This is a genomic window from Propionicimonas sp., assembly GCF_034927565.1.
GTDB lineage: Bacteria > Actinomycetota > Actinomycetes > Propionibacteriales > Propionibacteriaceae > Propionicimonas.
The window spans coordinates 18,313-34,272 of the sequence record NZ_JAYFPT010000108.1; the positions used below are offsets into that span (position 1 = coordinate 18,313).

General features: G+C 69.9%; 13 protein-coding genes. 5 read left to right on the forward strand and 8 right to left on the reverse strand.

The features are described from left to right. Positions 1 to 118 precede the first annotated feature (118 nt). The 3 genes from VB080_RS14995 to VB080_RS15005 all read right to left on the reverse strand — a co-directional run bounded on the left by VB080_RS14995 (position 119) and on the right by VB080_RS15005 (position 2,579). On the reverse strand, positions 119 to 742 hold the full coding sequence (locus tag VB080_RS14995; RefSeq protein WP_323419256.1) for a hypothetical protein: 624 nt from the start codon (positions 740 to 742) through the stop codon (positions 119 to 121). Next, on the reverse strand, positions 739 to 1,275 hold the full coding sequence (locus tag VB080_RS15000) for a sigma-70 family RNA polymerase sigma factor (RefSeq protein ID WP_323419257.1): 537 nt from the start codon (positions 1,273 to 1,275) through the stop codon (positions 739 to 741). The genes VB080_RS14995 and VB080_RS15000 overlap by 4 nt, the downstream gene beginning before the upstream one ends. 71 nt (positions 1,276 to 1,346) lie before the next feature. After that, complete coding sequence (locus VB080_RS15005) at positions 1,347 to 2,579, reverse strand: MFS transporter (RefSeq protein WP_323419258.1); 1,233 nt, start codon at positions 2,577 to 2,579, stop codon at positions 1,347 to 1,349. A gap of 497 nt (positions 2,580 to 3,076) precedes the next feature. Here VB080_RS15005 and VB080_RS15010 point away from each other — a divergent pair, with 497 nt between their 5' ends. The 4 genes from VB080_RS15010 to VB080_RS15025 all read left to right on the forward strand — a co-directional run bounded on the left by VB080_RS15010 (position 3,077) and on the right by VB080_RS15025 (position 11,022). Next, the gene (locus VB080_RS15010) at positions 3,077 to 5,284 is read left to right on the forward strand and encodes a hypothetical protein (protein ID WP_323419259.1); all 2,208 of its coding nucleotides are present in this window, start codon (positions 3,077 to 3,079) and stop codon (positions 5,282 to 5,284) included. 112 nt (positions 5,285 to 5,396) lie between these two features. Next, positions 5,397 to 6,116 (forward strand): hypothetical protein, encoded by a 720-nt coding sequence (locus VB080_RS15015; protein ID WP_323419260.1) that lies wholly within the window; start codon positions 5,397 to 5,399, stop codon positions 6,114 to 6,116. A 56-nt stretch (positions 6,117 to 6,172) separates the two neighbouring features. Further along, entirely contained in the window at positions 6,173 to 7,657 is a 1,485-nt protein-coding gene (locus VB080_RS15020) for a DNA polymerase Y family protein (protein ID WP_323419261.1), read from the forward strand. Next, on the forward strand, positions 7,657 to 11,022 hold the full coding sequence (locus tag VB080_RS15025; protein WP_323419262.1) for an error-prone DNA polymerase: 3,366 nt from the start codon (positions 7,657 to 7,659) through the stop codon (positions 11,020 to 11,022). Before VB080_RS15020 ends, VB080_RS15025 begins: the two co-directional genes overlap by 1 nt. Before the next feature lie 2 nt (positions 11,023 to 11,024). Here the strand turns inward: VB080_RS15025 and VB080_RS15030 are convergent, their stop codons facing one another. The 4 genes from VB080_RS15030 to VB080_RS15045 form a co-directional block, all read right to left on the reverse strand. Continuing rightward, the gene (locus VB080_RS15030; protein WP_323419263.1) at positions 11,025 to 11,360 is read right to left on the reverse strand and encodes a hypothetical protein; all 336 of its coding nucleotides are present in this window, start codon (positions 11,358 to 11,360) and stop codon (positions 11,025 to 11,027) included. Beyond that, complete coding sequence (locus VB080_RS15035; protein ID WP_323419264.1) at positions 11,332 to 12,051, reverse strand: DNA alkylation repair protein; 720 nt, start codon at positions 12,049 to 12,051, stop codon at positions 11,332 to 11,334. The genes VB080_RS15030 and VB080_RS15035 overlap by 29 nt, the downstream gene beginning before the upstream one ends. Before the next feature lie 59 nt (positions 12,052 to 12,110). Next, entirely contained in the window at positions 12,111 to 13,091 is a 981-nt protein-coding gene (locus tag VB080_RS15040; RefSeq protein ID WP_323419265.1) for a calcium/sodium antiporter, read from the reverse strand. 63 nt (positions 13,092 to 13,154) lie between these two features. Then, positions 13,155 to 13,934, reverse strand: coding sequence for a sulfite exporter TauE/SafE family protein (locus tag VB080_RS15045; protein ID WP_323419266.1), 780 nt, complete (start codon positions 13,932 to 13,934; stop codon positions 13,155 to 13,157). 49 nt (positions 13,935 to 13,983) lie between these two features. On the opposite strand from VB080_RS15045, the gene VB080_RS15050 reads away from it, so the two are divergent. Beyond that, a complete protein-coding gene (locus tag VB080_RS15050; protein ID WP_323419267.1) occupies positions 13,984 to 15,270 on the forward strand; it encodes an MFS transporter in 1,287 nt (428 codons plus the stop codon). 124 nt (positions 15,271 to 15,394) lie between these two features. On the opposite strand, the gene VB080_RS15055 is transcribed toward VB080_RS15050, so the two are convergent. After that, entirely contained in the window at positions 15,395 to 15,862 is a 468-nt protein-coding gene (locus VB080_RS15055) for a GatB/YqeY domain-containing protein (protein ID WP_323419268.1), read from the reverse strand. Positions 15,863 to 15,960: the final 98 nt, after the last annotated feature.

The following is a 15,960-nucleotide window of genomic DNA, read 5'->3' on the forward strand; positions in this document are numbered from 1 at the left end:
CTCGCCGCAGGTCTGGGAGATCACGACAGGCCCGAGGGAGTTGGGAGGGAGTTGGCCGGACGCGGGGTGGTCCGGCGTGGGAGGCCCGGGACGGGTGAACCGCTCCGGCCACCACCTGTCAGCCGAAGGCGGCTTCGTAGATCGCCCGCAGTTCAGAGCTGGCCGGGCCGGAGACGCCGCACAACGCGATCTCGGCAGCCGCGTCGGGCTGGCCGGCCTCGACCGTGGAGATCAGGTAGTCCTGGCCCTGGACCAGATCGAAGCCCGAGTAGTCGCCGGACTCCGCGGTGGTGCGCTCGACCACCACCTGCCTGCCGGGATCGCCGGTGAAGACCTCGGTGACCTCCAGGGTCGCCTCGCTGCCCTGAACGGCCGTGACCCGGCCGGAGAAGGCCATCGTCAGCGGAGAACTCTTCAGTTGTTCGGCGTCGAGCGCCGGGCAACTGCCGGCGGCCAGGCCAGGATCGTCCGGCATCACCAGCCGGGTCGCCGAAGCGGTGGTGGGGGAGAACACGGCCACCGCGGCGAAGGCCACCGCGGCCAGGCCGGTGGCACCGGTCAGGCCGATCAGCAGCGGTCGCCGCGGTGACCGTGCGGGGGAGGAGGCGGGCTGTGGGTTGCTGGCGGTCGCTGCGTTGATCATGCGAAGGATCCGATCGTCCGGAAGGGCTTCGAGGTCGCGGACCGGATCGGCTGCGCGCAGCCGGGACAGCAGGTCGTCGTCTTCATCTGGCGTGGTCATCGGTCCGTCCTCCTTTCACCCCGGTCATGTCCGGCCAGCTCGGCGCACTTTCGCAATTCGTCCCGGAGCCGGCCTCTGGCCCGGTGGAGCCGGATGTTCACGGCGTTCTCGCTGACGCCGAGCACGCCGGCGAGCTCGCCCGGCGTGAGCTCGTCCCAGGCCCACAGCCGCAACAGTTCGGCATCGGCCGGACGCAGGTTCGCCAGTGCGCAGGCGAGCACCGGATCCCCGCCGTCGGAGTCGGGGCCGGGGACGGTGGACGGGCCTGCGGTGGCGCCGAGCTTGCGCACCAACCTGCCCTGCCGGCGGGCGGCACGTTCGGCATTCGCCAGACAATTGCGAGCCACCACGTATACCCACGGCAGCGGCTCGGCAGGCACGTCGTCCAGCCGGCGCCAGCAGACCAACAAGGTGTCGGCCAGGACATCCTCAGCGGTGGTGGCGTCGGTACGCCGGGCGAGGTAGCGCCGCACCGGTTCGATGACCTGCCTGACGACACCCTCGTACCGGGTGCGGCGGTCAAGGTCGGGCATGGTGCTCACGTCTGTTCATGTCCGGCGGGGAAGCCGGGCTTTCACCCGTCGGCGAACCACGGCCGGCCAGCTCAGGCGACGGTCGGCAGGGACTCTTCGGCCGGGCGGGTGACCCTGGTCAGGACCCGGAAGGAGACCAGCGCGATCAGGGCCGCCAGGGACGCGCAGACCGCGACCACCACGAAACCCGCGTGGTAGCCGGCATTGTCGATCGCCTGGCCGGCGAAACTCGAGCCGAACGCGGCGCCGATCCCGATGCCGGTGCCCATCCAGGCCAGGCCCTCGGTGAGCCGTTCGGCCGGGGCCAGCCGGCCGATCAGGCTGTTGCCGTTGGTCAGGGTGGGGGCGATGGTGAGCCCGATCGCCACGCCGACCGCGGTGAGGGTCACGACGGAGTTGGCCAGCAGCAGACCCCAGGCGGCCACCATGAGGGCAGCGAAGCCGACCACGAAGCGCACCGGGAGTGACCAGTTCCAGTGCCGCGACCCGTAGTAGAGGCCGGCGATCGCGGACGCGAGCGAGAACACGCCGAGCACGATGCCCGACGCGGCGCGGGCATCCCAGGAGGAGGTTGCGGCAACGACGGTGATGTCGATGCTGCCGAAGACCGCACCGATCAGCAGGTTCGCCGCGATCACCGGCCCGACGCCCGGGATCGCCAGCACCAGCCGCTGCAGCGCCGGCTGACCGGACGGGGCCTGCACCCGCGGCAGTACTGGCGGCTCGGTGGCGCGCTGGGAGTAGAACAGCCAGGCCCCGATCAGCGACAGCACGACCGGCAGTACCAGCCCGGAGGCCGGATGCACGGTGGTGGCGAGCGCGGTGGCGACCACCGGCCCGATCACGAAGGTGAGTTCGTCCAGACTGGACTCCAGTGAGAACGCCGTATGGAGTTGATGAGCGTCGTCGGTGACGTGACTCCAGCGTGCCCGCACCAACGCACCGGGGGCACCGCCCGTGGCGCCGCTGATGATGGCCGGAGGGAACAGCGCCCAGACCGGCAACTGCAGGACAGCGAACACGACCATGAGTGCCAGGGCGATGCTGCTGGCGACCACCGCCGGCAGCATCACCCGACGCTGACCGTACCGGTCGACCAGGTTGGACAGCACGGCCGTCCCGATCGCCCAGGCGGCTCCGTTGGCGGCGGCCAGGGCCCCGGCCAGCTCGTAGCTGCCGTACAGCCCGGAGACCATCAGCACCAGGCCGATCCCCATCATGGCACCGCCGGAACGGGCCAACAGGCCGGCTGAGGAGAACTTCAGGGCGCCCGGGATCCGCAGAATCTCAAGGTAAGGGCGCATCAGGAAAGGATTTCACATCCTGAGGGCGAACGCCGAATCGGACGACCAGCCGCACACCTTGTAGGGCGACCGGAGCCACGCCCCGGAGACGTCAACCCCTGCCAGCAAGGCAGCATCCCTGTGCCGCCTCCGGGCCGGGCGCGACGAGCATACCGCCAGCATGGTCGGCGGCATCGGCCGCACGACCAGCAGGTTCGAGGCAAAGGGCGGGCCGGCCACGGGTTCAGCCTCGTGACGCGATTCAGCGCGTCGATGGCGCTGAGACGCGGTTCTGGCCGTCGGCGGGGCATCCAGACGCGGAATTGCGTCATCGCTCCAGCCGGGCTCCGGCATCAACGCTGGGCAGCGGGAAGCTCATCCGCCGGTCGACCGGCCCCGGCCCGGCGATGGTCGTACGGCATTCTCGGCGAATGGCTCGCGGAGCCGACTGCCTCCGCCTATTGTTCACAGCAGGGACACAGCGAACAGCTCCTCGTCCTGGCTCAAGGGGGCGCATCATGAAACAACCCACCGCTCGTCCACACAGGCTCAGCCACCGCACGCTGGCAGCGGCCCTCGCCACCGCTCTGCTGTGGGCCGCGGGTTCGGTGCCGGCGCAGGCGCAGGGCGATCCGTCAGGACCACCGGACGAGGTGACCGCCGCCGGCGCGCCGGTCGGAGTGCAGCAGACCACACCCGTCGCGACCAGCACGGCGGCGGCGCCCGCGGACCAGGCGAAGACCGGTCCTGCCGGTCCGCCCCCGCTGACCGGTCCACGGCATCACCAGCGCGCTGCCGCCCGCACCACCGAGGTGGCCAGGACACAGGTTCAGACCGCGCAGAAAGCCGTCGCCCCGCAACTGGTAGACACCGGTGGCACCGTCTACGGCTGGACCTGGGACGACTACTCGCCACCCCCGCTGGGTGGCATCACGGTCGAACTGTGGCGACAGGACAGCGCCAGCGGCTCACCGGTCGCCTCCGCCGTGACCGACGGCTACGGCTATTACGACTTCGAGCACCTGGCCCCGGGCCAATACCTCCTCAAGTTCTCCGGCCGAGGGCTGGTCACCGAGTGGTGGAATGACGCCAGCAGCCGACAGTCAGCCACCATCATCACGATTGGCGCGGGTGACGCTCCGGTGCGGGCGGACGCAGAGCTGGCGCGGGTCGGCTCGGTCACCGCGACCGTGACCAGTTCGGCGAAGAAGCCGATCAGCGGTCAGGGCCTGGCTCTCCAGGTGTGGGACAAGGACCAGTCCGAATGGGTCCAGGTCGACTACCTCTTCACCGATTCCAAGGGAAAAGTGACCTTCGCCAACCTGCCCTTCAACGTGTACCTGGTGGCCGACTGGGAGTTGCCCAAAGGTGCCCGGCTGGCCGTCGAAGGCAACTATGTGATGCTCCATTCCTACTCGGGAGCCATGATCCCCGACGTGCTCTGGCCGCTACCCACCGGGGAACCCGGGACGGGCATCCCCCAGAAAGTGGATCGCGGTGTGGGCACGTGGAAGAAGACCACCTTCGGCTACCAGTGGCTGCGCGACGGCGCGTCGATCAGCAAGGCCACCGCGGCCACCTACACCCCGGGCACCGCTGATCGCGACCACCAGTTGCAGGTGAAGGTCACCTCGAAGGTCGGCAACAACTCCTTCACCGCGATCTCACCGGTGACCTGGCCGATCATGCAGACCAAGGTGCCCATCATCACTGGACCGGTCGCCGCCGGCTCCACGGTGACGGCGGTCCCGGGCACCTGGGAAGAGGACATGACGTTCAGCTACCAGTGGTATGCGAACGGCAAGGCGATCTCGGGCGCCACCAAGCCGGCCCTGACGCTGACCAGCAGCCAGAAGGGGAAGAAGCTCACGGTGAAGGTCAGTGGTTCCTTCCCCGGTTATCCGGCGAAGGCATCACGGATCAGTGCGGCGACCGGCAAGGTGGCCACGGCCGGGACCCCGACGGTCAGCGGCAGTTACGTGGTCGGCTCGACAGTGAAGGCCAAGCCGGGCAGTTGGACGAAGAAGACGAAGTTCAGCTACCAGTGGCTGCGGGACGGCGTCGCGATCCGCAAGGCGACCAAGGCCAGCTACAAGCTCACCAAGGCCGATGCGGGCAGGCTCATCACCGTGCGGGTCACCGGAAAGCTCTCCGGCTATGCGACAGTCGCCCGGGAGAGCAAACCGGCAGCGAAGGTGCTGCTCGCAGGCACGCCGTCCATCTCCGGCACCGCGGGAACGGGCCTGACCCTGACTGCCCGGCCCGGGACCTGGAGCCCGGGAGCGTCCTTCACCTACCGGTGGTACGCCAACAACAAGGCAATCTCGGGACAGACCCGACAGACCCTGCTGCTGGGATCCGGCCAGGCCGGCAAGAAGATCACCGTCAAGGTGACCGGCACCCTGACCGGCCATGCCACCGCCACGACGACCAGCAAGGCAACAGCCAAGGTACTGGCGGTCGGCACGGTGACCACTACCGGGACCATGGCCGTCGGCTCCACCCTCAAGGCCCGGCCGGGCAGCTGGACGAAGAAGACGAAGTTCAGCTACCAGTGGCTGCGGGACGGCGTCGCAATCCGCAAGGCGACCAAGGCCAGCTACCAGCTCGCCACCGCCGACCTCGGTGCGCTGGTGACTGTCAGGGTCACCGGCAAGCTCTCCGGCTATGCCACGGTGGCCAGCACCAGCAGCAGTTCGATCCCGGTTGTGACGACCGCGCCATGAGCGCAGGGCACGAGGATCCATCCCGCTGAGAAAAGCTGCGGAGACAAGCTGCGGAGACGCTGCGGAGACGCTGGCGCTTGACTGATTCGAACATACGTTCGAAGATGGTGGGGTGTCGGTCCGGGTCGCTGAGCCAGCCAGCAGGGAGCTCCTGCTGCAGCAGTTGCGCGCCACGAGCCGGGCACGCGTGCAGCCTGTGGTGGGTGTCCATCCCGCGTTGGCGGGGCTGCTGCCGGACGGCGTGCTGCGTCCGGGGTGCACCTATCAGGTGAGTGGGGGAGCCCTGCTGTTCGCCCTGTTGGCCGAACCTTCGACAGCCGGGACGTGGTGCTCGGTGGTCGGGATCCCGGAGTTCGGCGTGGAGGCGGCCGCCGGTGCTGGCGTCGCGCTGGAGCGGCTCGCCCTGGTGCCATGGCCGGGGGCGCGCTGGCTCTCGGTGGTGGCGGCACTGGCCGAGGTGATGGGGGTGGTGGCCGTCCGTCCGTCCGGCCGGGTCAACCCAGCCGACGCCAACCGGCTGACTGCCCGGCTGCGGGAACGTGGCTGCGTCCTGCTGACCTGCGGCGCGTGGCCCCGAGTCGAGGCATCGCTCTCCCTCGGCCGTGCCCGCTGGTCCGGCCTGGGCGAGGGCCACGGTTACCTGAGCGGGCGCGAGGTGGAGGTGACCGCCCGCACCCGGCACGGGCTCGTCCGGACGGCCCGGTTGCTGATGCCCGATCAGCGTGGACGGCTGACCGCTCTGCAGCCTGACGCCCTGACCGGTGATTCCGGGAACCATCGCGCCCCTGCAGGAGTATCCCCGGCATCGTTCGGATTGCAGGCGGCCGGCTGATGCCCGGCAGGACGGCACCGGTGCGGTGCCTAGTGTTGTGGTTCCCGGAATGGCCGGTGACCGCCTGGCGGCTGGCCAGCGACGCGCCGGAGGGTCCAGTGGCGGTGATCGAGGCGAACCAGGTGGTCTCCTGCTCCAGCCAGGCACACGCCGAGGGGGTCCGGCCGGGGCAACGGCGCCGGGAGGCCCAGTCGCGCTGCCCGCAACTGACGGTGATCGCTGCCGATCCGGCCCGCGACGAGCACGAGTTCGCCCCGCTACTGCAGTTGGTCGAGCAGGCGGCCCCCGGGGTGCAGTTGATCCGGCCGGGGTTGGTGGCGCTGCGGGCGCGCGGTCCGGCCCGCTACTACGGCGGTGAGCCGCAGGCTGCCGCCGCCCTGCTGGCCGGGAGCGACGAGCTGGGTATCGGCGACGGCCGGGCCGGGGTGGCCGACGGGGTGTTCACTGCCGAACAGGCCGCCCGCGACGGCAACCCGATCCGGGTGGTGCCGGCCGGAGAAGCCGCAGCCTTCCTGGCACCGCTGCCAGTCAACCGGCTGGACGACCCGGAGCTGGCCTCCCTGCTGCCCAGGCTGGGAATCCGCCGGCTCGGCGACTTCGCCGGTATGGACGTCGCCCAGGTGCGCGACCGGTTCGGCGAGCGCGGGGTGCGGCTGCACGCCCTGGCCGGTGGGGCGGATTCCCGTCCGGTCCAGCCGCGCGTCCCACCGCCGGAACTGGCCCGCCAGGTCGACTTCGAGCCACCGCTGGAACTGGCCGAGCAGGTGGCGTTCAGCAGCCGCGCCACCGCCGAGGAGTTCGTCGCTGGCCTGGCGGCAGCCAACCTGGTCTGCACCGAACTGCGGGTCACCCTGAGCGCCGAGCAGGGCGAACGCAGCGAGCGAGTGTGGCTGCACCCGGCCTGTTTCGACGCGGCGGCCGTGGTCGACCGGGTGCGCTGGCAGTTGCAGGCCGCTGCCGGTGACACGATCGGCAGCCCGCTGGTCCGGGTCCGGCTCGAACCGGTGGCGACCGACGCGATCTCCCACCATGCACCGGGGCTGTTCGGCCCGGGCGGCGACGAGTTGGTGCACCACGCACTCACCCGGGTGCAGGCAATGCTGGGCCACGAGGGCGTCGCCACCCCGGCGGTGGGTGGCGGCCGTTGGCTGGACGAGCGGCAGGTGCTGGTGCCCTGGGGTGACCGTCCGGTGCTGCCGCAGCCACTGGACAGACCCTGGCCGGGCAGCCTGCCCGACCCGCTGCCGGCCACCGTCTTCCCACCACGGAATCGCAGAGTCGAGCTGCTCGATGCCGACGGCGTCCGGGTACGGGTGGACGACCGACTGCTGCTGACCGGCGAACCCGCCCAGCTGGTGGTGGGCTCCGCCCGGCTGCGGACGGCGGGCTGGGCCGGGCCGTGGCCGGTGGCCGAACGCGGCTGGGATCCGGACCGGGCCCGCAACGGCTGCCGCTTCCAGGTCGCCGACGACACCGGTGGCGCCTGGCTGCTGGTGCTCGACCCGGACGGCGGCTGGTGGGCCGAGGGGAGGTACGACTGATGGGCTACCACAACCCGCCGGTCACCTGGTCACAGCTGGAGGGGACGCTGTCCGGCCGCCAGCTGCCGGAACGGGATGTGCCGTTCTCCCGGAAGCGGAAGCCTTACCAGCCACCGCCGATCGTCCGTCCGTCCGATGCGGTGCCGTACGCCGAACTGCACGCCCACTCGTCCTACTCCTTCCTGGACGGCGCCTCCGACCCGTTCGCCCTGGCCGAACAGGCCGAGCGGCTCGGGCTGCACGCCCTGGCTCTGACCGATCACGACGGGTTGTACGGCATCGTCCGGTTCGCCGAGGCGGCCGAGCCCACCGGCGTGAAGACGGTCTTCGGTGCCGAGCTGTCGCTGGAGTTGCCCGCCCCGCAGAATGGCGTCCCTGACCCGGTCGGCAGTCACCTGCTGGTGCTGGCGGCGGGGGAGGAGGGCTACCACCGGCTGGCCGGGGCGCTCACCCACGCCCAGCTCGCCGGGCAGGAGAAGGGCCGGCCGCACTACGACCTCGACGAGTTGGCCGAGCGCTCCGGCGGGCACTGGGTGGTGCTGACCGGCTGTCGCAAGGGAGCGGTGCGGCAGGCGTTGGTTGCCTCCGGCCCGGACGCTGCCGCGCGTGAACTGCACGAGCTGGTCGACCGGTTCGGCCGGGTCTATGTCGAACTGACCGACCATGGCTATCCGCTGGATTCGGCGCACAACGACGCGCTGGCGGCGATCGCTGGACGGGCCGGGGTGCCGGTGGTGGCCACCGGCAACGTCCACTACGCCACCCCGGCCAAGCATCAACTGGCCCAGGTGGTGGCGGCGATCCGCGCCAACCGCAGCATGGAGGCCCTGGACGGCTGGTTGCCGGCCGCCGGCACCGCCTTCCTGCGTTCCGGGGCGGAGATGCGGGCCCGGTTCGCCCGCTACCCGGGGGCGGTGGAACGCACCGTGGAGGTGGCCGACGAACTCGCCTTCCCGCTGCGCCGGGCCAAGCCCGCCTTGCCCAAACAGGAGGTACCCGAGGGACACACCCCGATGTCCTGGCTGCGCGAACTGGTCTGGCGGGGTGCGGCCGAGAAGTACCCGGATCTCGACCAGGCCGGACGGCAGCGGATCGAGCACGAGCTGGACGTGATCGAGGCCAAGGACTTCCCGGGCTATTTCCTGATCGTCCACGACATCGTCGCCCAGGCCAAACAGTGGGGGATCCTGTGCCAGGGGCGTGGCTCAGCCGCCAACTCGGCGGTCTGCTACCTGCTGGGCATCACTGCTGTCGACGCGATCTACTACGGCCTGCCGTTCGAGCGCTTCCTGTCGTCCATGCGTGACGAGGAGCCGGACATCGACGTCGACTTCGACTCCGATCGCCGCGAGAAGGTCATCCAGTGGGTCTTCGAGAAGTACGGCCGCAACAATGCCGCTCAGGTCTGCAATGTCATTCAATACCGTCCCAAGAACGCCGTCCGGGATGTCGCCAAGGCGCTGGGCTACAGCCCCGGGCAGCAGGACGCCTTCGCCCGTCAGATCGAGCGCTGGAACGCGCTGGCCGAGGCCGGCGAGGACGAGAGCGGCATCCCGCTGCCGGTGCGGCAGCTTGCGACAGAACTGCTCAAGGCTCCCCGGCACCTGGGCATCCACTCCGGCGGCATGGTGCTCACCGAGCGTCCGGTGGGGGAGGTGGTGCCGATCGAGCACGCCCGGATGAAGGACCGGACGGTGATCCAGTGGGACAAGGACGACGCCGCCTGGATGGGCCTGGTGAAGTTCGACCTGCTGGGGCTGGGCATGCTGGCTGCGCTGCAGTACTGCTTCGACCTGATCCGCACCTCGACCGGCGAGGACTGGGAGCTCTCCACCCTCCCCAAGGAGGAGCAGGCGGTCTACGACATGCTCTGCCGGGCCGACTCGATCGGGGTCTTCCAGGTCGAGTCCCGTGCCCAGATGGGGCTGTTGCCCCGGTTGCAGCCACGGACGTTCTACGACCTGGTGATCGAGATCGCGCTGATCCGGCCGGGCCCGATCCAGGGCGGGGCGGTGCACCCGTTCGTCCGTCGCAAGCTGGGGCAGGATCCGGTCACCTACCCGCATCCGAAGCTGAAGCCCGTCCTGAAGCGGACGCTGGGAGTGCCGATCTTCCAGGAACAGCTGATGCAGATGGCGATGGTGATCGGCGAGTGCTCCGGCGAGGACGCCGACCTGCTGCGCCGGGCGATGGGCTCCAAGCGCGGCGTGGAGCGGATCGAGTCGGTCAAGGAGCGGCTCTACCAGGGGATGGCGCGCAACGGACTGACCGGGGACGCTGCCGACACCATCTACCGCCAGATCATGGCGTTCGCGAACTTCGGCTTCGCCGAATCGCACTCGCTGAGCTTCGCGCTGCTGGTCTATGCCAGCGCCTGGATCAAGCTGCACTACCCGGCAGCCTTCCTGGCCGGGCTGCTGCGCGCCCAGCCGATGGGCTTCTACTCCTCCGAGACGCTGACCGGTGACGCTCGCCGCCACGGCGTCGAGGTTCGGCGTCCCGATCTGCTGCGCTCCGGCGTCCATCCCACCCTGGAAGCTGTCGTTCCCACGCCTTCCGTGACCGGCAGGGATTCCTGCCTCCGCCACAACCACGAAGCGCTCCCCGAGTTCGACCCCACCGCCCCGGACGAGAGCCCCGCGCACCGCCGGGACGGCAACGTCGTCGTCCGGCTGGGGCTGGCCGGGGTGCGGGGGATCGGCGAGGACGTGGCCACGCGGATCGTCGCCGAACGCGACGCGAACGGTGCCTACACCTCCATGGAGGACCTCGCCCGGCGGGCCGGGCTGACCGAGGCGCAGTTGTCCACCCTGGCCACCGCCGGAGCCCTGGAGTGCCTCGACCTGAGCCGGCGGCAGGCGCTGTGGCGGGCCGGGACGGCGGCTCTCGACCAGGCCGACACGCTGCCGGACACCATCACCCCGCTGCAGCCACCACTGTTCGCCGACCCGACCGGCTTCGAGGTGCTGGCCGACGACCTGTGGTCGACCAGCATCTCCACCGACGACCACGTGATCAGTCACCTTCGCGACCGGCTGGCGGCGCGGGGCGTCCTCACCTCGGCCGAGCTTCGCACCGCCGAGCCGGGACGGCGCTACGAGGTGGCCGGACTGGTCACCCACCGGCAGCGCCCGTCCACCGCCTCTGGCATCACCTTCGTCAACCTGGAGGACGAGCACGGCCTGATCAACGTGATCTGCTCACCGGGGGTGTGGTCGCGGCATCGCCAGGTGGCCCGCGGCTCGGCCGCGCTGATCGTCCGCGGCACCCTTGAACGCTCACCCGAGGGGGTCAGCAATCTGGTCGCCGACCGGATCGAGTCCCTTGCGATCGGCATCCGGCACACCTCTCGCGACTTCCGCTGAGATCAGTTGGCGAAGCCGAAGAACCACACCAGGGCTGCGAAGCCGAGCACCGCCACGGCGACCCCGAGGACGAACGGCACCCGGCCGCCGCGGCGGGCGAGGAAGACCACCAGGGGAATGCCGGCCAGCAGTCCGGGAAGGCCGATCATGCCGCCGATCAGCGCCCCGACGCCGTCGAGGAAGTCGTCGTGCCGCGACAGGTCGGAGATCACCAGCAGCAGGCCGAAGCCCAGGGTGCCAACGCAGACGACCAGCAGGATGATCGCGACCGACTGGGCCCACGGCGGACGCCAGCGCGACGGTGTCGGGCTAACGGCGGACGGCGAGAACTGCTGCACGTTGGTCCTCCTTCAGGTACTTGACCGCTTCCCGGACGGTGACTCCCGAGGCCCGTGCGGCGCGGGGCAACAGCCAGTCGAACACCAGTTCCGGGCGCAGTTTGCCAGTGTCGCGCAGCACCCAGCCGATCGCCTTGCGAACGAAGAACTCCTTCTCTTCCAGCATGGTGTCGGCGTAGCGTCCGAAGCGCTCAAAGTCACCACCGCCGCGGCGCAACGGCACCAGCAAGGCCAGCAGCGCCGCGCGCCGCAGCCAGAAGTCGTCGTCGGCGGCCCAGCGATCCAGGGCGCTGCCAAGCCCCGGCTCGCGCGCGAGCAGCGGGCCCACCGCCGAGGCCGCCAGCGAATCGACCAGCGCCCAGGTGCGAGACTCCCGCAACAACCGCTCCAGCAAGGTGATGTCCGAGGCCTGCAACAGGTCCACCTTCGCCACCAGCAGTTCCGAGGCGGCCACCCGCCGCTCGTGCACCGGCGCCGCCCACAACGCGCCGGCCAGCGCCACCACCTCGTCGTGGGTGAGCTTCGCGGGCCTGGTTTCCGTCCGCACGATCCGGCGGATGACCGGCAGCGCGGTGCCGTAGTGGTCGAGGTCACTCTTCAGGTAGGCCTTCTCGCCGGCCGCCCGTTCCGGGACGGCGCGCTCCCGCAACGCGGCATCGATCGCCGCCACCAGCGCAGGAACCTCGATCACGTGCCGATCCTCTCATCCGACCTGCCCGCCGGGACACGGCCTGGCATGGGCCGGTTTCCTCAGGTCCGGGTGAGCAGCAGGTAGGTCAGGTACACCACATACCCGGCCACGAACAACACTCCCTCGGTCCGCGAGAGCCGTTTGCCGGTCAGGAACAACGGCACGCACAGCAGGGAGACCGCCACCATGACCGGCAGATCGATGTGCAGCAGTTGGGCGTCGATCGGCCCCGAGCCGTCCGCAACCAGCACTGGCACACCGAGGATCAGGGTCAGGTTGTAGACACTCGAGCCGATCAGGTTGCCGATCGCGATGTCCCGGTCACCTCGAATGGTCGAGATCACCGTGGTCACCAACTCCGGCGCCGAGGTGCCGATCGCGACAATGGTCAGGCCGATGAACGCGTCGGAGACGCCGACGATCCGGGCCAGTTCGACCGAGCCGTGGACCAGCCAGTCCGCACCCACCACGATCACCGCGATGCCGGCGATCAGCAGCACACCGAACCAGGCCAGCAGTCGTCCGCCGTGCTGACTCGGCTCGGCGGGGAACTCGTGCTCGTACTCGGCGGCGAGATGCTGGTCGCGGGCGTTCTCCCCGCGCGTCCACAGCACCAGCAGCACGGTGTAGGCGACCGCGAAGCCGATCAGCGGAAAACCCATCCAGCGATCCAGCCTGCCGCCCAGGGTGAATACGAAGAGCAGGACGGCGGCCACGGCCATCCCGGGCAGATCGAGCAGCCGGGTCCGTCGTTCGATGGCGATCGGACGCACTGCCGCGCTCAGCCCCAGGATCAGCAGCAGGTTGACCACGTTCGTGCCGGCGATGTTGCCGATCGCCAGCGAGCCGGCATTCGCCCGCATGGCGTCCACTCCGACCGCGAGTTCGGGGATGCTGGTGCCGATCGAGACCACCGTCAGCCCGACGATCATGGGTGGCACCCCCAGCCGCCGCGCGAGCCGGGAACCGTAACGCACCACCAGTTCAGCGCCGACGATCAACGCGGCCAGGCCGGCGAGCACGGAAAGGACGGGAGCCATGCTTCACCCTAGCGGTGGCCGGCCGCTGCTTCGGGGCGACTCCGGCCGGTTCTCAGGTCACCCTCAGGCTGGATGGGCCAGGTCCCAGCCGATCTTCACCGCGAACGCCGCCACCACCACGATGAACACCACCCGGATGAACCGGACCCCTTTGGCCACCGCCACCCGGGCACCGACGTAGCCTCCGGCGAGGTTGGCGGCAGCGATCATCAGGCCGTACTTCCACATCACCGCGCCCTGCGGGATGAAGATCACCAGAGCGGCCAGGTTGGTGGCGAAGTTGGCGATCTTGGCCTTCGCACTGGCCTCGAGGAAGGCATAGCCCAACCAGCCGACCAGGGCGAACACCAGGAACGACCCGGTTCCCGGACCCAGCGCACCGTCGTAGAAGCCGATGCCGGCGCCGGTGACCGCTGCCGCGAGGTAGTGCCGCCGTCCGCTGTGCCGCAGTTGTTCCACCCGGCCCACCTCGGGCTTGAAGATGACGTAGGCACCGACCACCAGCAGGGCGATCAGCACGATCGGGTTGAACGCCGCGCGCGGGATCTGGGACGCCACCACCGCGCCCAGCGCCGATCCGGCGAAGGCCGCCACCGCCAGCGGAAGCGCGGTCCTCAGGTCCGGGTGAACCCGCCGATAGTAGGTGATGCTCGAGGTCGAGGTGCCGGCGATTGACCCGAGCTTGTTGGTGGCCAGCAACTGGACGGGGGCAGCCCCGGGGAAGGCCACCATCAGCGCGGGCAGCTGGATCAGCCCGCCACCGCCCACCACGGCGTCGACCGTGCCGGCCAGGAAGGCCGAGACGATCAGCAGCAGGAGACCCTCCAGGCCGAGTTCGGGCACTGGAACACCTTAGAGGGTGGTTCGCAGACGAAGCGTAGGCTGTCCCACCGTGGCCGGACTCAGAGCACTCCTGGCTGACACCACACCGTTGCAGACCCCTACCTTCCGTCGGCTGTGGGTCGCCAACATCATCACTGTCATCGGTGCACAGCTCACCGTGGTCGCGGTGCCTGCGCAGCTGTACGCGATCACCAACTCCTCGGCGTACGTGGGCCTGGCAGGGTTGTTCGGGCTGGTGCCGCTGATCGTCTTCGGGTTGTGGGGCGGGGCCCTGGCCGACCACTTCGACCGCCGGATGCTGCTGATCGTCACCACCGCCGGCCTGATCCTCACCAGCGGCTGCTTCTGGGCGCAGGCCGCGGCCGGCTTGAACAATGTCTGGTTGCTGCTCGGGGTGTTCTCCTTGCAGCAGGCCTGCTTCGCGGTGAACCAGCCCACCCGGACAGCGGTGCTGCCGCGGCTGCTGCCGGACGAGCAACTGCCGGCCGCGAACGCGCTGAACATGACGGTGATGACGGCCGGCGCCATCGCCGGACCGCTGGTCGGTGGCGCGCTGATCCCGGTGGTCGGCTTCTCCTGGCTCTATCTGATCGACACGATCACACTTTTCGCCACCCTCAGTGCCGTGATCCGGCTGCCCAGGCTTCCCGTCCAGGGACGCACTGGTTCGCCCGGGCTGCGCTCGATCATTGAGGGAGTGCGGTTCCTGCGCTGGCACGTGGTGGTGCTGGTCAGCCTCGGCGTCGATCTGGTGGCGATGATCTTCGGCATGCCGCGGGCGCTGTTCCCCGAACTGGCTCATGTGTCCTTCGGTGAGCGCGCCGAGGGTGGGCTGGTCTACGCGCTGCTGTTCGTCGGCATCCCGCTGGGATCGCTGGTGGGCGGCATCTTCTCCGGGTGGTATTCCCGGGTGCGTCGCCAGGGCCTGGCGGTGATCGTCTGCATCCTGATCTGGGGTGGCGCGATCGCGCTGTTCGGTGTCGCGGTGGGACTCGCTCCGGTCTGGCGGACGCCGATGCTGGTCGTGGCCATTGTCATGCTTGCCGTGGGCGGTGCCGCCGACATGGCCTCGGCCGCCTTCCGCCAGACCATGCTGCTGGCGGCGACCGACGATGCCGTCCGCGGACGGGTGCAGGGCGTGTTCATCGTGGTCGTGGCCGGCGGGCCGAGACTGGCGGACGTCTTCCACGGCCTGGCTGCGGAATGGTTGGGTGCACCGCTGACAGCGGCGATCGGCGGCGTCTTGGTGGTGGTGACCATGCTGCTGATCGGCGCGCGCGTGACACCCTTCCGGAACTACACCGTCACCCTGCCGGAGCCAGCCCGGACCGACTGAGCCAGCTGCCTCATCGAGCGCCCGCCCTGCCGAACTGAGCGCCTGCCTTCGCGCCGAGCGCCCGTCCCCTGGGACGAGCGCTCGACGTCAAGGGTGGCGGTCGATGGGGGGTGGTGGGGGTGGCTCAGCTGAGGGCGGCGCGTACTTTGGCCGCCACCACGGCGCCCTCGGCGCGGCCCTGGGCGCGAGCGTTGACGGCCTTGATGACCTGCCCCATCTGCTTCATGGTGGGCGCCTGGCCCAGCGCCGCCGCTGCTGCGGCGACCTCCTCGGCGACGATCGCGTCCACCTCGTCCTCGGTGAGGGCGGCCGGCAAATAGGCCTGCAGGACCGCAGCCTCGGCCAACTCCTTCTCGGCGAGTTCGGGACGCCTGCCATCGGTGTAGGCCTGCGCGGAGTCCTTGCGCTTGGCCACCTCCCGGACGAGCACCGTGCGCACCTCGTCGTCGCTGAGTTCGCGGGCCACGTCCCCGGCCACCTCCTCGAGCTGGATGGCGGTCAACGCCATCCCGAGGGTGTTCTTGGCGATCTCGTCGCGCGCCTTCATCGCCGCGACCCGATCCGTCCGCAGCCTGTCCTTCAACTCCGCCATCTGTCCTCCTGCTCGGCCGTCGCCATTGTCCCACGCCCGGGCTGGGTAGTCTGTGCGAACACCGAGGAACCGTCCCCCGGCCCACCACCAGCCGGGAC

Coding starts and splice junctions, on each gene's coding strand:
- VB080_RS14995 (WP_323419256.1), bottom strand. CDS start 742: ATGACCACGCCAGATGAAGACGACGACCTGCTGTCCCGGCTGCGCGCA.
- VB080_RS15000 (WP_323419257.1), bottom strand. CDS start 1,275: ATGCCCGACCTTGACCGCCGCACCCGGTACGAGGGTGTCGTCAGGCAG.
- VB080_RS15005 (WP_323419258.1), bottom strand. CDS start 2,579: ATGCGCCCTTACCTTGAGATTCTGCGGATCCCGGGCGCCCTGAAGTTC.
- VB080_RS15010 (WP_323419259.1), top strand. CDS start 3,077: ATGAAACAACCCACCGCTCGTCCACACAGGCTCAGCCACCGCACGCTG.
- VB080_RS15025 (WP_323419262.1), top strand. CDS start 7,657: ATGGGCTACCACAACCCGCCGGTCACCTGGTCACAGCTGGAGGGGACG.
- VB080_RS15040 (WP_323419265.1), bottom strand. CDS start 13,091: ATGGCTCCCGTCCTTTCCGTGCTCGCCGGCCTGGCCGCGTTGATCGTC.
- VB080_RS15055 (WP_323419268.1), bottom strand. CDS start 15,862: ATGGCGGAGTTGAAGGACAGGCTGCGGACGGATCGGGTCGCGGCGATG.